Annotated in this window: 8 protein-coding genes; 3 read left to right on the top strand and 5 right to left on the bottom strand. The window is 50.8% G+C overall.

Features of this window, described 5'->3' with window-relative positions; genetic code table 11:
* Window positions 1-173 precede the first annotated feature (173 nt).
* Both HOK28_23710 and HOK28_23705 read right to left on the bottom strand, forming a co-directional pair.
* Window positions 174-1,415, bottom strand: a complete 1,242-nt coding sequence (locus HOK28_23710) for an adenosine deaminase family protein (GenBank protein MBT6436117.1) — start codon at window positions 1,413-1,415, stop codon at window positions 174-176.
* Window positions 1,416-1,490: 75 nt separating this feature from the next.
* On the bottom strand, window positions 1,491-3,155 hold the full coding sequence (locus tag HOK28_23705) for a rhomboid family intramembrane serine protease (protein ID MBT6436116.1): 1,665 nt from the start codon (window positions 3,153-3,155) through the stop codon (window positions 1,491-1,493).
* Window positions 3,156-3,283: 128 nt separating this feature from the next.
* On the opposite strand from HOK28_23705, the gene HOK28_23700 reads away from it, so the two are divergent.
* Both HOK28_23700 and elbB read left to right on the top strand, forming a co-directional pair.
* The gene (locus HOK28_23700; protein MBT6436115.1) at window positions 3,284-4,864 is read left to right on the top strand and encodes a peptide chain release factor 3; all 1,581 of its coding nucleotides are present in this window, start codon (window positions 3,284-3,286) and stop codon (window positions 4,862-4,864) included.
* A gap of 78 nt (window positions 4,865-4,942) precedes the next feature.
* Complete coding sequence (gene elbB, locus HOK28_23695) at window positions 4,943-5,611, top strand: isoprenoid biosynthesis glyoxalase ElbB (protein ID MBT6436114.1); 669 nt, start codon at window positions 4,943-4,945, stop codon at window positions 5,609-5,611.
* A gap of 85 nt (window positions 5,612-5,696) precedes the next feature.
* On the opposite strand, the gene HOK28_23690 is transcribed toward elbB, so the two are convergent.
* The 3 genes from HOK28_23690 to HOK28_23680 form a co-directional block, all read right to left on the bottom strand.
* The gene (locus HOK28_23690) at window positions 5,697-6,236 is read right to left on the bottom strand and encodes a hypothetical protein (GenBank protein ID MBT6436113.1); all 540 of its coding nucleotides are present in this window, start codon (window positions 6,234-6,236) and stop codon (window positions 5,697-5,699) included.
* A gap of 4 nt (window positions 6,237-6,240) precedes the next feature.
* On the bottom strand, window positions 6,241-7,296 hold the full coding sequence (locus tag HOK28_23685) for an NAD(P)-dependent oxidoreductase (protein MBT6436112.1): 1,056 nt from the start codon (window positions 7,294-7,296) through the stop codon (window positions 6,241-6,243).
* Between the two features lie 207 nt (window positions 7,297-7,503).
* Window positions 7,504-8,805 (bottom strand): hypothetical protein, encoded by a 1,302-nt coding sequence (locus HOK28_23680; protein ID MBT6436111.1) that lies wholly within the window; start codon window positions 8,803-8,805, stop codon window positions 7,504-7,506.
* A 326-nt stretch (window positions 8,806-9,131) separates the two neighbouring features.
* Here HOK28_23680 and HOK28_23675 point away from each other — a divergent pair, with 326 nt between their 5' ends.
* Window positions 9,132-14,615, top strand: coding sequence for a hypothetical protein (locus HOK28_23675; protein ID MBT6436110.1), 5,484 nt, complete (start codon window positions 9,132-9,134; stop codon window positions 14,613-14,615).
* Window positions 14,616-14,634 lie beyond the last annotated feature (19 nt).

The raw sequence follows: 14,634 nt of genomic DNA, 5'->3' as shown, positions 1-14,634 counted from the left end.
GGAGCTTTTGAAGAAGCACTCACTCCACTTATCCCAAGTATCGAAGCCGAGGCGGCTACAGGCGAGACAGAAACGCCAACGCCCAGCGAAGGCTGATCCTAGCCTTATTTCATTCCGTTCATATGATGAGTTCACGCCATCCCAGAGAACCTGGGACGGCATATCGGTGCGTCCTAAGACTTCGTACTCGCGACATCGCCAAAATACTTATTCTCAATGGACTCATAGTAATCGATGACTGAGCGAACATACTTTCGCTTCTCCAAATATCCCCCCTGAAAGAAACTTCTCTTAAATCCATAAACAATCACAGATTTGAGGTCTTTTCGGGTGAAGCCCAAATGTTCAACTGCAAGCTGTAACTCGCGAGTCACCGTGGTGTTACTCACCAAACGGTTGTCCGTACACAGGGTGGTGGAGATGCGATGCTCGCGCATCTTACGTAGCGTATGTGCTTGAATCGATGCAATTTCTGGATTTGTCTGAATATTACTCGTCAAACATACCTCCAGCGTGATGCGCCTGTCCGCCACGTACTGGCAGAGCATATCTACGTATCGCTGCTTATCTTCGATAGCGGGATCCTGAATAGCCTCAGGCGTCAGCAAATAAGTGCCATGTCCAATTCGGTCGGCGTAAAGGTCGGTGACCGCCTGAAAAATACTTTCGGGTCCGTAAGCTTCGCCTGCGTGGACCGTTTTCTTAAGAAAGTTTTTCTTACAGTATTGGAACGCCGCAATGTGATCACCGGCTGGGTAACCAGCCTCTTCTCCAGCTAAATCAAAGCCAACGACCGGAAGGCCATATTCATCTCTGGCCACCACGGCTGCCCGCGCCAGCTCTAATGAGCCCATTTTGTAAACGTCCTTAATCGGCGTGTACATGTGAGAGTTGATTAGATTTGTGAAGTACTCGCTGAATCCAGATTGAAACATGCGCATCGCGGAACAAATAATCCCGTAGTCAAAAGGAGGTTCAAGACCATCTTTAATGCTCTGCTTACTGTTAAATTCCGTCTTCGCTCGCTCTAAACCTCGGTTCACTGCTTTAAGTACAGTCACAGCATTCATGTGCTCGTGAACGTGAAGCTGAGGCGCGAACCGAACCTCGATGTAACGCACACCTTCTTCTTGGTTATCAACTGCGAGTTCATAAGCGCATCGCTCTAAAGCAAGTTCACGCTGTAATACTCCAACCGTATATTGGAACCCTTGAAGGTACTCTCCAAGGTTCTGATAGCGGTCTTTGAAAACCAGCTCCCGTAATCCTTCTTCAGTATAGCTCGGTAACTCAACGTTATACTCCTGAGCCAATTCAATAAGTGTGCTGATTCTAAGGGAACCATCTAAATGCACATGAAGGTCTGTTTTGGGGAGGGCTTTAATAAATTCTTCTGAAATCTGTTCTTCTGCCAACTGCTTGCTCCTATAAGCCAATATACCAGTATGCCAAAAGTTGAGGCTCAGGCATAGACTTAGGTTTTTTCTTCACTATTTCGATAAGGGTCGAATACTCTCAAGAATCGTTTCTGGTTCGAGCTCTGGAGGCTCACCGTCGGGATTTAAGAGGCTGTCCAAGTTCACAACCTGTAAGGCGCCATCCGCGATACGCAGGCACTTCGTGCGAACCCCGCCTCCGAACACCCACTCTTGTCGTAAAAAGGGGATTTCGGAATCGACCCACTCTACGGGCGCCGAGCCTTGCTCCATCTCAACCTGAATCGCCGCGAGTGTGGCTTCTGTCCTCAATGGGTTAAATTCCGTGGGCCCCAACTTCCTAATTTGAACCTCAAACTCGGCTGCATTGCGAAACACGTGTCCGTAGGCCATAGCCACTGCATAATCCGGCTGGGGCGGCAAAGCATTCTCCTCCCAGCCTTCCGGTACCAGCCATTGAAAGCCTGCACGGGCAGTCGAACGATAAGATAGCTCGAGCGGTTGATTAACTTCCCATGGCTTGCCTTCTTTCCAGGCCATCGCCACTGACGCAATCATCAACACGGTGAGAGATACGGCCAGTATTTTAGGAAAGAACTGACCTGCCTCTGTTTGCCCGCCCCTTTGCTCAACTGGCCCTAAGCCACGTTGCAAAAGGCCCGAAATCACCAGCACGAAGCCCACAATGCCGCCGCCAAAGTGTGCCCACATATCGATATTGGGCAGCGCCGACACACCAAGGTTTATCAAAAGGTTGAAAATGGCGACACGTTTAAGGTGGCCGACCATCAGCGGTGGAATCAGAACGCCGGGCCTTAAACCAAGCGCCGCACTTGCCCCCAGGAAGCCCCAAAATGCACCCGAAGCACCTACACTCAGCGCACCCTGTCCTAGAAAATAGCTCGCGATACTTCCCAAAAGCCCGCTTAAGATCACTAAAATAAGATAGCGGCTTCGTCCCAGGATTCGTTCCAAGAAAGACCCAAGGGCATAAACAACATAACCATTAAACGCGATATGCATCGCTCCAGCGTGTAAAAACACTGAAGACAAAGGCCTCCACCAGTCGAAGGGCTCATTCAAACCGGAATTGAGGTTGGCCCCCATCCGATAGAGCGTTGGCGTATAGGTGGTTCCGCCAAATAAAAACTCGAAGCCAAAGGATATGATCATCGCTGCCATCAAGGCGAATGTCACGATGGGCAACCCTTTGTCGTAATGGGTGCGAAATTCGTCCATCTCGCGGCGTCGCAAGCGGCCACGTTCCAGTGCCTCACCCAGCGCAAACATAAATCGGCCGTCATCAAAACGTTCTGAACGACTTTGATTGCTTGCTCGCTCTAGGCCCGCCACAACATCTGAAGACTTCTCTCTGCCTGGGCCATGCCACCAGGTACCATCGCTTCGTAAGTGATGAACAGCGAGTGAGCCGCGCCGAAAGCGCCCCGGCCTAGCCTTTTGAAGTACTTCTTCAACCGAGTCTTTACCGCCCAGCATCACCACGCGCGCCCGCGCCAGCGCACGTCCGGCTACCAATGAACTCAAGAATTCATGAAGTTTAGGGTAAAGTTCTTCAGCCGGGGTATGTAAAATCCAGATGGCCTCCCCGCTCTCCATGCGAATTTGGGCCATATCGGAGCTAAACTCCACAATATCACCGGGGGCATTGGGCCTGAGAACAAGCTCCTCCACCAAAGATCGCATACTGTCTGAAATCATCACCGGCCCTTAATAGCACCGGTGGCGTATCTACGACAAACCCCAATTTTTCTTGGGAAAATGCAGAAAATCCTATTCGAGCGAAGCAGAACCGGGTACTAGAGCCAACAGATTGAGAGAGGTTTGAAATGTCTATCGAAAAGGAAGCTGGCCGGCGCCGCACCTTTGCCATCATCTCCCACCCTGATGCTGGTAAAACGACGCTCACAGAAAAACTCCTGTTGTATTCGGGAGCCATCCACTTGGCCGGTTCTATTAAGTCCCGAAAAGCTGCTCGGCATACCGTCAGTGACTGGATGAAACTTGAGCAAGAGCGCGGAATTTCTGTAACGTCCTCTGTTCTGCAGTTCGATTATAAAGGCCGAGCTTGTAACCTTCTCGATACACCGGGTCACGCCGACTTCTCGGAAGATACCTACCGAACTCTCGCCGCCGTTGACTCTTCCATCATGCTTATCGATCATGCCAAAGGCGTGGAGAGCCGAACGCTGAAGCTTTTTGAAGTATGCCGTATGCGCAATCTGCCCATCGTCACCTTCATGAATAAGCTCGACCGCGACGGCCTCGATCCACTGGAGCTTATCGATCAGATATCTTCCACGCTGAATCTCGAGGTTTTCCCAATGAACTGGCCCATCGGTATGGGCAAAAACTTCAAAGGCGTCGTCGACCTAAAGACCAAGATGGTCACCCTTTACGAAGCGGAAAAGCACGGTACAGGCGTTCTTGAAAGTCGCACACTCCCCCTTGACCAAGCATCGGAGTTTGTTGACGAGCGCACACTGGAACGCGCTTTAGAAGAAATCGAGCTCGTTGAAGGTGCTGGCGATGGCTACACCCGGGAAGCTTTTCTCGCCGGCGAAGTCAGCCCCGTGTTCTGGGGTTCTGCGATGACCAACTTCGGCGTTGATTCACTTCTAGAGTTTATGGGAACGCAAGCTGCTTCACCCGCTGCGCGACAAACTGAAGACGGTGTGACTGTGCCGCCCGAAGACGAACGCTTCACTGGCTTTATCTTTAAAATTCAAGCCAACATGAACCCGCGTCACCGCGACCGAATCGCTTTTCTCCGAGTTGTTTCAGGACAATTTGAGCGCGGTATGGATGTCGTGATTGGACGAAGTGGCGAGAAGCTCAAGCTTTCCAAGCCGCACACTTTTATGGCTCAGGAGCGCTCCATTGTTGAGAACGCCTGGCCGGGTGACATTGTCGGACTCTACGACCCAGGTAAATTGCGTATTGGCGATACCGTGGCAGCGGGTAAACCTCTGCGCTTTGGTTCGATTCCTCGCTTTGCGCCGGCTCACTTTGGCGAGCTCATCCTCAAAGATCCACTCAAGCGAAAGCAGTTGGACACCGGGCTCGAGCAGCTCTCTCACGAGGGCGTCATTCAGCTCTTCTACCGGCCTCACCTCGGACGCACCAATCCCGTCCTCGGAGCTGTTGGTGTTCTACAATTTGAAGTTCTTCAAGAGCGACTCAAAAACGAATACAGCGTCACGGCAATCTTTCAGTCCATGCAATTTGCTGCAGCGAGATGGGTCACAGGTCCTCAAGAAGCCCACGACTGGCTTCAAGAGCGCCGAGATTACCCCGTTTATGAAGACCGAAATGGTAACCCCGTACTGCTCGCAAGTTCAGCGTGGGCCATTCAATATGCTGTCGAAAACGCACCGGGCCTTGAACTTCACGACATCGAGCCGCTTTAAGACCAAGCCGGCTGCATCTGGAACCTACATTGAACTATGTGCTAGGTCGTAGTCTCCCAAATACACGGAGGACTTCCCATGACTGCAGAAGGTAAAAAAATTGGCGTTGTGCTAGCAGGTTGCGGCTACTTAGATGGAGCCGAAATCCAAGAAGCCACGCTCACCCTACTCGCACTTGACCGCCTTGGCGTTGAAGTCATCGCAATGGCCCCCAATAAAGCGCAGGCCCATGTGGTCGATCACCAAAAAGCCGAACCTGTTGAAAATAGCAGCCGTAACGTCTTTGACGAATCCGCCCGAATCACTCGAGGCAATCTTAAAGAACTTGGCAGCGTGAGCGCCGATGACCTCGATGCATTGATTCTTCCTGGTGGATTTGGTGCCGCTAAAAACCTTTCGGATTTCGCCTTCAATGGTACCGATATGAGCGTTGACGACAACTTAGAGAAACTCATCCGGGATATGCGTGCAGCGGAGAAACCAATGGGTTTTATTTGTATCGCACCCGCCATTGCCGCCAAGGTACTGGGCGACGTAGCACCTCAGCTAACCATCGGTAACGACCCAGACACCGCCGCCGCGCTAAAGAGCATGGGCGCAGAGCACAAAGATTGCCCAGTCGATGAAATTGTTGTGGATGAACGCCTCAAGGTCGTATCCACACCTGCTTATATGCTTGGGCCATCGATTGCACCGGTTGCCAAAGGCATCGACAAACTTGTGGCAAAAGTCATCTCTTACCTCTAAGGCAAACAAGAGAATTGCCTCCTAAGCAGACAAAAAAAAGCCGTGACATCAATCACGGCTTTTTCATTTCAATCTCTTTAGTACCCTATGAAACAGGTACGTCTGCATCCCCAACACGTTCCAAAATAAAATATGAAACTTTAGGCCACTTACCTGGAAACGCTAAATACGCCTTACCCAGTAAGAGGTGAGGATTATCAGGGTTCACCTGAACAACGTAGTCACGCAAAAGCTTGGTTGGATCCAAGGGGAAGTTGCGTGGGCAGTTGTAGTTTAAAAGAACCGAGTTTGGATACGGACCACTTGTTTGTGGAACAATCTCGTAAAAACCAAAAGGCTTGGCTTTTCCGTCTTTACCTTTTTCAGTCCATGGGTCCATCAAACCACCGCCAGCAACGATGTCTTTGTTGTACCCGCGCACAGCGCCGCCTGCTGATGGGTCTTTGAAAAAACCCTTCTTAAAGCGAAGAATTCCCGCTGTAGCCGCAAAAAATGGTGTGTTCCAACCACGGTACTCGTTGCCCGCGATGGTTTCTAAATCAGGCTGTGTGCCATCAAGTAGAGCCTGCTCAAGTGTTTCATCTGTGGATGAAGCCAATGATTCGTACGTGTGCTGCATTGTCATTTTCTTACATCCACCCTTCCTGATAAAACCACTTCACTGTGTCACGAATGCCATCACGCGCATCCGAGTATTCAAACTCATAACCAAGATCTTTAAGCTTGTTGTTCGCGATGACCACGTCACGGCCAACATAGTTCAAGCTATCGACTTCTAAAGGTGAACGCTTACCAAAGAGCATCGCAACATTATCAATCAAACGAGCGAAGCCGATTGCCGCCGTGCGAACCTGTGGCACAGGAACCGCCGGAAGAATAACCGCTGACTTACCTTCGAGGGCAGCCATGTACTTGATGAACTCAACATTGGTCATGCGGCTGTCATCATTTACATTGAAAATCTGACCTTTAGCTTTTGGCTTTTTGGACAAGAAGAGCGCTGACTTACAAACATCTGCTACATGAACAAATGGGATACGTGCAGTGAAGCTGGCAGGGATAGCATGAACCGGTGCCTGAGCTGTTCCCATCAAAAGCTGACCGCCGCCGTAAAAGCCACGTGGACCATAAACAGTGGTTGGGCGGATGATGCTGTAGGGAAGCTTCCAATCTTGGCCTGCTTTGATAACTTCAAATTCCTGGCGCCACTTGGAGCGTAGGTAATCGTTGCAAGGTTCTGGAGAATCACTCTCTACTACTGGCACACCTTCGCGGTCGCGAAATCCATAAACGCCGCCAGCACCCCAAAGAACAAAACGCTTGAGATTCGGTGCTTGGTCTTTTACGACCTTGAGAAGATTGCGAGTGCCGTCAACATTCACAGAACGCAGCGCGTTCCACGGTACGCTGTAAGAAAAGAGTGCGGCAATGTGAAACACATAGTCCACGTCTTCATCAATCAGACCCGCAAGAGTTTCGGGACGTGTGACATCCGCAGGAATCGGCTCAACACCGAGTTCACGGAGAACACGTGGAAAGCGAGTCTTGTCGCTATCGGGTGCGTTACACGCCGAAGCAAGATCCGTTGCACGAACTTCGTGCCCCGCTTCTTTAAGAATTTGCACCATGTGACTTCCCATGAAGCCGCAAGCGCCTGTAACCAATGAGACCGGTTTCTTTGCCATGATCAATTTCCTCCAAGCATCAGTATCGTTAGGTGGGTTTGCGCGGTGACGTGACCACCTCGCTCGAATTGGTACTACCACCTGGACTGAAATCTGTCAACCAAAATGTCGGGCATTGTAGGTTAACGCGCTGTGGCGTGATCCCAATTGGACGCAATTGCCCCTAATTGGTATTAAAAAAAGAAACCTATGACGTAAAAAGGGAGTTTAGTTAGCCGCGCAGGCTTCTTCCATAGACCGATAATTTGCCAGTGGATACTTGGTGTTAGCACGGTCCAGCATATCCAATATCATCTTCTCGGTGATCACTTCCGGAAGCAGATCGTATTCACCATTCGGGTAGTACACGACGTAAGCGGGGATACCGGTTCGACCAAGCTTTTCTAACCACTTGGTTATATCCTCATCCTCATTGGTCCAGTCGGCCACCATCGGAAGAATATCTGTCTCGACCAAAGCCTTGCGTACTGCTTCGGTCTCAATGAATGCCTTCTCATTGGTCTTACAGTTCAGGCACCAATCGGCTGTGTAATCCATGAACACCGGGCGCTGACGCTTGTGCTCTAGGCCAACTCTAAACGGGCTAAAATCGGCCCAATTGATTTTTCCATCTTTGATCACCGGTTGGCTGGCCAAGGTTGGCTTGGATTCCACTTTTTCAGGCTTCGTAAAATCAATCATTTGTGTACCTGAAAGCACCAAGGCCACGATGACAGCTGCTCGGATACCAATGCGGCGCTGCGTACTATGCTGCAGCCCCCCAAAATGCTCGACAGCCCAAAGTCCCAGACCCACCAAAAGCAAAAAACCCAAGAACCACTGAGCACCGTCTCGAGTGATCTGACCCATGAGAACCCCAAAGAGCCAAACCGCCGCCGCCAAAAGCGTAAAGCCCATCAAGCTTTTAAAGGTATTCATCCAGTTGCCAGGCTTGGGCAGAACCTTACTCGCCCCCGGAACAAAGCTAATCAGCGCGAAAGGAAACGCCAAACCAAGGCCAATGAAGAGAAAAATCGCGAGTGTTGTGTACCAGCTCACACCTGAACCCAGAGCAAACGCCGCTGCCGAGCCCAAAAATGGTGCCGAACAAGGCGTCGACATCACAGCCGCTACGACTCCGTTCATAAAGCTTGCCCCGTAGCCCCCGTCATCGTCTTTTACGTTCATGCTGACCGCAAATTCGAAAACTCCGAGTGCGTTCAAAGCTAAAACCACCATCAACCCACAGAGCACCCCAACAAAAGCAGGGTTCTGAAACTGCATGCCCCAGCCCACGCTGTCTCCAGACATACGGATGCCGATGATAAACCCAGCGAAAACTGTGAAGGCAAAAAGGATACCTGCGGTGTAAGCCAAGCCGTGTTTGCGGTTGCCTGCAGGGTCTGAGGCTCCTCGTTCAACAATATGGAACACCTTCATCGTGAGGACGGGCAATACACACGGCATGATGTTTAGAATAATTCCGCCAAGAAACGCGGCACCGAGATAGCTAAGCAGCTCAATTCCCATAGGTGTAACCTCATGCGCCAGCGCGCCAGTTTGGTGAAAAGATTAAAGCGTCCAACGATTAGAAATTGCGACCATCTGAGTCAACCCCCGAACCCTGAAACTAGACAAGAAAACTCTAAATGATCTCATTCAATTCCGGATTTAAGACGCGCCGCGCCATATGGGCAAAAGAAATTGCAATGCGCTGGAATATTCCCCTCTAAGTGGTACGCTTTGTAACGGTGAGCCGCCCGCGAAGTATGTATTGACAGCAGGGTCCAAGCGGTGCAGTTGCCCACCAACTCCCCCAGGCACGGCTGTGTTCCGTTGCTGTGAAAGGATAGATAATGACCAGGTTTCTATCAGTAAAACCTTTAGTCATCGCGTGCTTAAGTGCAGGGCTTGTCTCGCAAACTGCCATCGCTGACACCACTGCCCCAACGATCACCGTTGAAAGCCAGGTAGCAGAATGCCGAAACCCATCGACCTCGATTCAAATTCCGCTCACAGTCAGTGATAATGTCGATCCGCTTCCCACAGTTTCGATCAGCAATGACTGCACGACTTGTAGCAATGTGAACCCGGATGAATACCCCTTTGGCTCACACTGGGTCACTGTCACTGCTTCTGACAATTCGGGAAATGTGGCGACCGAAAATGTAAATATTATCGTCCAAGACAGTCTCGCACCGTCGGTTCGTTTTGACACAAGCCCTCCAGGCTGCTTGGCGTCGTCTACCAATGTCACCTGTGAATGCAACTCACCTGGACAAAGCATAATCGACATAAACCCAAGTCAGTTTCTCGTCACAGACTTATGTGACCCCAGTCCCATTGCGATCTACGATTTCCCTGAAGGGAATATATACGAATTTGGTGAATCGACTCTAACTGCGACTGTCTTCGACCTATACGCCAACAGTGATACTGAAATTATTACCATCAACGTTTTAGACTCCACGCCTCCAGCCATTGTTGCGACACCCTCAAACTTTACCGTTTTGAGTGAAGTGGGCGAATGCTTTACACCCGGTGGTCTAAGTGGCACGTGGGTCCGACTGCCTAGGCCTTCTGCGATCGACGCATGTACAGCGCCTGCGGACATTGTTTACACGTGGGCACACAGTACCCACTTCAACGAAAGCGTGAACCCTGAGCAATGCCTGCCCGACGGTAACCACAACATCGAATTAAAAATCTACGATGCTCAAGGCAATCAGCCTCAAGCAGATACGATTCCCTCTTTCAGTGTCAATGTCGCTCCTGCCGGCAGCCTGCCACTTACCGTTCAATCCAACGGTCCTTCAGGCTTTACCAACGCAGCATCAGTCACCGTCACCGCAACTGTAAGCGGTGCAGGCGCCGGAACCGTTAACTGGGTTGCAATCTCAGGTCAGGTACCCAACGAAGGCTCTAACCAGACCACCGGACTCAACGATACCGTCACCTATACATTTAGCCCCGAAGAAGTTTATTGCCCAGTGTATCTATCTGCCACAGTTGGCGGCGATGTTGGTGCCAATGCCTCAACTTGTTTTGCGATCGATCGGACAGAGCCAAGTCACAACTTTGCCGGCATGGGGACGACCCGCCCGGGCGTAAATGACCCGAATGAAATCATTAATGTCGATCCAGCTGATGCAACCACTTGGCCGGTATTTTTTCACGGCGAAAAACTCACTCTTGAATTTGATGCGACCGATTTGGAAGGTCAGACTCAAAGCGGCGTTCAATCCGTAGATGTCTCCATCGTCAACGCAAACACAGGCGCCACACTTGTTGGCGTTGCCAGCCAAGCAGTGACCTGCGCTGACGGCGATCTTAACAGCTGCAACCCCAACATGCGTATTGAAGGCTGTGATGCAAACTCACCTGCCTGCATCAACAATAAACTATCCTTCGGCTCGATAGGAAATGGTAGTTTCAAACTGAGACTGACCATCACAGATGGGGCTGGCAACCAGACGGTTGAGGACTACCCCTTTATCGTTGGTAACATCATCACCGCTCTGGATGCCCATGCCACATGGCTTCAACACCTTTTAGACAGTCCCGAGACAGACCCACTTCAAATATTCGATATTCGTTCAGCGCAAGATCTCATTTTTGATGCCAGTGCCATTTTCGTGCACTCGCCAGGACACGCCTTTTTGCTCGCCCGAAGAGCCTACGCAATATTGGGAGATATCGAAGATACGGAAACGATTCTAGCTGACCTTAAACGCGCCATATTGAGTGAAAGTCGGCGCATCGTCGAAATCCATAACGACAAACTAGTATCCAACATTCTTACTGACTGGAGTGTTCTATCCAACCCCGACCCAATTCCAGTTGGACAGCAAGCAACTTTAGAGCGCTACAAACAACGTGAGTGGCTGGTTGGTACAAACCTCGTAGAGGTAGATGGCTCCTTTTACCCAGAAAAAGACCACCTGGTTCAAGTGGACGAAACACTGAACTTGGCCTCTGTGGAACTTTCACGTTCCAAAGAAGCGGTAGATCCACTCGACTCGATAGACTACGCCCTAAACGCATTCGATACCCTTGTAATGCTCTTTAAAGATTCAACCTATGCCGAACTCTACGACCGTCCAGTCAACCAAACAGCCCAAGAGATCGATGAGGGATTCTACAGAAGCGGCACCCCGGTTAGCTTTGGGGACAATACCTCGCTTACGGTAGATGGGCAGATGACCCGATTTGCAAGCGACGCAACCGATGGCCGCTTTTCCGGAATCACTCAAGATATCCTTGCCAATCTCATTACGATTCAAGCTGAGATCCACAACTTTGCTGACTTGGTCCAGACCATTCAAGAAAGTAATTGGAACTTTGAGGGCGAAGGATTTAATAACCAAATCCTAATCGAAGATGTTTACATGAGCGCAGTTGAGGCGCTTCAGTATCTGCGAGACCCCAACACCAACAACGGACTCATCTACACGCACTATTGGCAGGGCGGTCTCATTTTGAGCCTCGGCTACATCGTCAACTTCTCCATGTACGAGGGTGAAACATCGCTCTACAACATTTTGGGCAACGCCAACACAGTGCTTACCCAGAACAGAAAAATGCTCAAAGACGATGGCGGATTCTGGACAACCGGCGGCGTTAATGACCTCGACCAAAAAGTTCAGGTTGCAGAGTGCCGCTACAACAAGCTTATGCAGGCCTTATCTGACGGTCGTATCGCCGGTACCCTTTCCGATGCGGTGAATACCTTTGTCGACAGTAAGTGTCTTATCATCGCAATTTACAATGAACATTATCTCAACCAAAACAGTACAGGGATCTACATCCCGAGTGATGGCTATATTAATCCTGCCGATTACGGCTGCGAAGGCATCTCTGTCGATGTCGATGTCAATGGCGAGTGCTCGTGCTTTGGTAATGTTGACCCAATCGGAGGCGACACCACATGTGATGGCTTCGACGACGATTGCGATGGCTTAATCGATGAAGACTACTCCTTGGTAAGCTGCGGCTTTGGTCCCTGCGAGAATACTTCTGCCTGCGTTAACGGCACTGAAGTTGAATGTATTCCATTGGCAGCCCAGGTGACTGTCGATACAAGCTGCGACGCCATTGATAATGACTGTGACGGTGTCTTCGACGAAGAGTGGGTTCCTGAGACCTGCGGCCTCGGTGGTTGCCTTTCTGTTAACTCGTGTACCGATACGGGTGTCGTGACGGTCTGTACACCACTTCCTGCCGCCGAGTCCCCAGACGAACTTAGCTGCGACGGCGAAGACAACGACTGCGACATAAGCGCGGATGAAGGCCTGGATAATGACCGCGATGGTTACGGCTGCGAACCGGGCAGTGTGGACTGCAATCGTGAAAACTCACCGCCTGTTGGCGAAGCCTATGACTACTACTGCTCAAACGACGTCGACGATAATGGGAGCTTTACTGGTTCCTGGGATTGTAACGATTCTGATGCAACCGTTGGCCCAGGCCTTGATGAAGTCTGTGATTACAAAGACAACAACTGTAACTGCCCTGGTGATACCAACGGCGATGGGGTTGTCTGCGGACCTGGCGATGATGGCGTAGATGAAGGCGTCCTCAATGCCTGTGGGCACTGCGGGGCCAACTGTAACGAAACCGTTTTCGGCGGCGACGATGGACTCCCCTTCAACCCAACGGGAACCAACTCTGTCTCGATTATTGTAAACGACGACGACGACCTTGAGATCTTCAGTGAACAAGTTGATGTTGAGTTTGCATGGGTAGGCGTAGACAGCGCTGGCTATGTATCCAAGATTGATACGACCACGGGTAAAGAAGTTGGCCGATACTGTAGCGCTCTCGGGCCGAATGCTGCCACGGTTGATAATGCTATCGCGGAGCCTAGCTATGGCCGAACTCGCGGTATTCCAAACGTCTGCGAAGCTTGTGGGTCCTGTAACCGCGGTTCACGTACTGCCGTAGATGCAAGAGGTAACGTTTTTCTCGCCAACCGAGCCTTTAGCTCCCAAGGAAGCATCACCAAGATTGCGAACCTTGAACGCGACTGCGTCGACATCAATAACAACGGGGTGATTGAAACCTCGGGCGATTACAATGAAAACGGCGTCATCGATATGACCGTGGGTGCCGGTGAAGCACAAGAGTACTACGCAGAAAATGACGAGTGTATTCTTTGGACTCGAAAGCCAGCCTACTATGAGGATGGAACTTACGAATCCAAGGGTGATGGCTACTATCTCCCGCGGGCGCTCGCGATTGATGCGGAAGGCGACATTTGGCTCGGTAACTTCAACAGGTACGGCTTTTTCGAAGTGAACTCAGACACCGGTAAGATCAAACGCTGGGTTGGAATGGATGTACGGCCCTACGGCGCAGTTATCGACGGCCGCGGCATTCTCTGGGCACCCAACAGCTGTTGTCACCAAGGCCAAATTCAAAGCTTTAACACCAACGACTACCGGGTTCCGCAAGATAATGGACTCTGGAATGCAGCAAGCTCTACAGCACGATGGGAAGCCAATCAGCTTCACAGCATCCGAACTCAACCGGGCAACTGGCAACGAGGAACCTACGGTGTGGCCATCGACCAAGAAAACCGGGTCTGGCTCGGTAACCACGGCAAGAATTGGAATGTCGGCCGCTACGAGCCTCAGTCCGACACATGGTCCCAATTTGGCAGCGACAATATGTACACACGAGGCGTAACGGTCGATGCGGCAGGAACCGTTTGGATTTCCGCCTACCCTGGAAGTGGTCAACAAGGGCGTATCATGGGTTACGACTCCAATACCGGCTCGCGAACCACCAGTATCTACATGGGTAACAGCGGCAAGGCTCCGCTTGGCATTGGAATTGGTAGCAGCGGTAAGATTTGGACAGCCAACTGTACAACCAACAACCTAACAGCACTTGATCCAACAACCGGTGCTTTCGGCTTTTATCCAAATGACGTTGCAGGTGGAAGCAATCTCGGCGGTTCACTTTATACCTACAGTGACTTTACCGGTAACCTAAGAGCCACTTTTACGGACCCTCAGGGAGACTACAAAGAAATCATCGATGGTTGCTTTGGACCCACTGTTTCAAGCTGGGATTACCTCCAGTGGAATCTAACAACTCAACCTGCCGGTTCAGTTGCTAAGTTCCAAGTTCGTGTCGGTGACAACCCAGATGGAGACGACTGGAGCCAGTGGTACCCAAGTGAAGACACATACTATGAGTCATCACCCGCAAGTCTTAACGATGTACCAACAGGAAATCGCTTTATTCAAACTCGAATGGTTTTGGTCGCAAACGAAAGCAATCAAAGTCCTATACTCTACTCCTTCAGCGTTGCTCGAACCTGCCAGCAGCAGTAGGGTTAGCCCTTCTAACGAG

Source organism: Deltaproteobacteria bacterium (assembly GCA_018668695.1).
GTDB lineage: Bacteria > Myxococcota > XYA12-FULL-58-9 > XYA12-FULL-58-9 > JABJBS01 > JABJBS01.
Note: the sequence above shows the minus strand (reverse complement) of the source record. Positions and strands in the feature narration are given on the sequence as shown.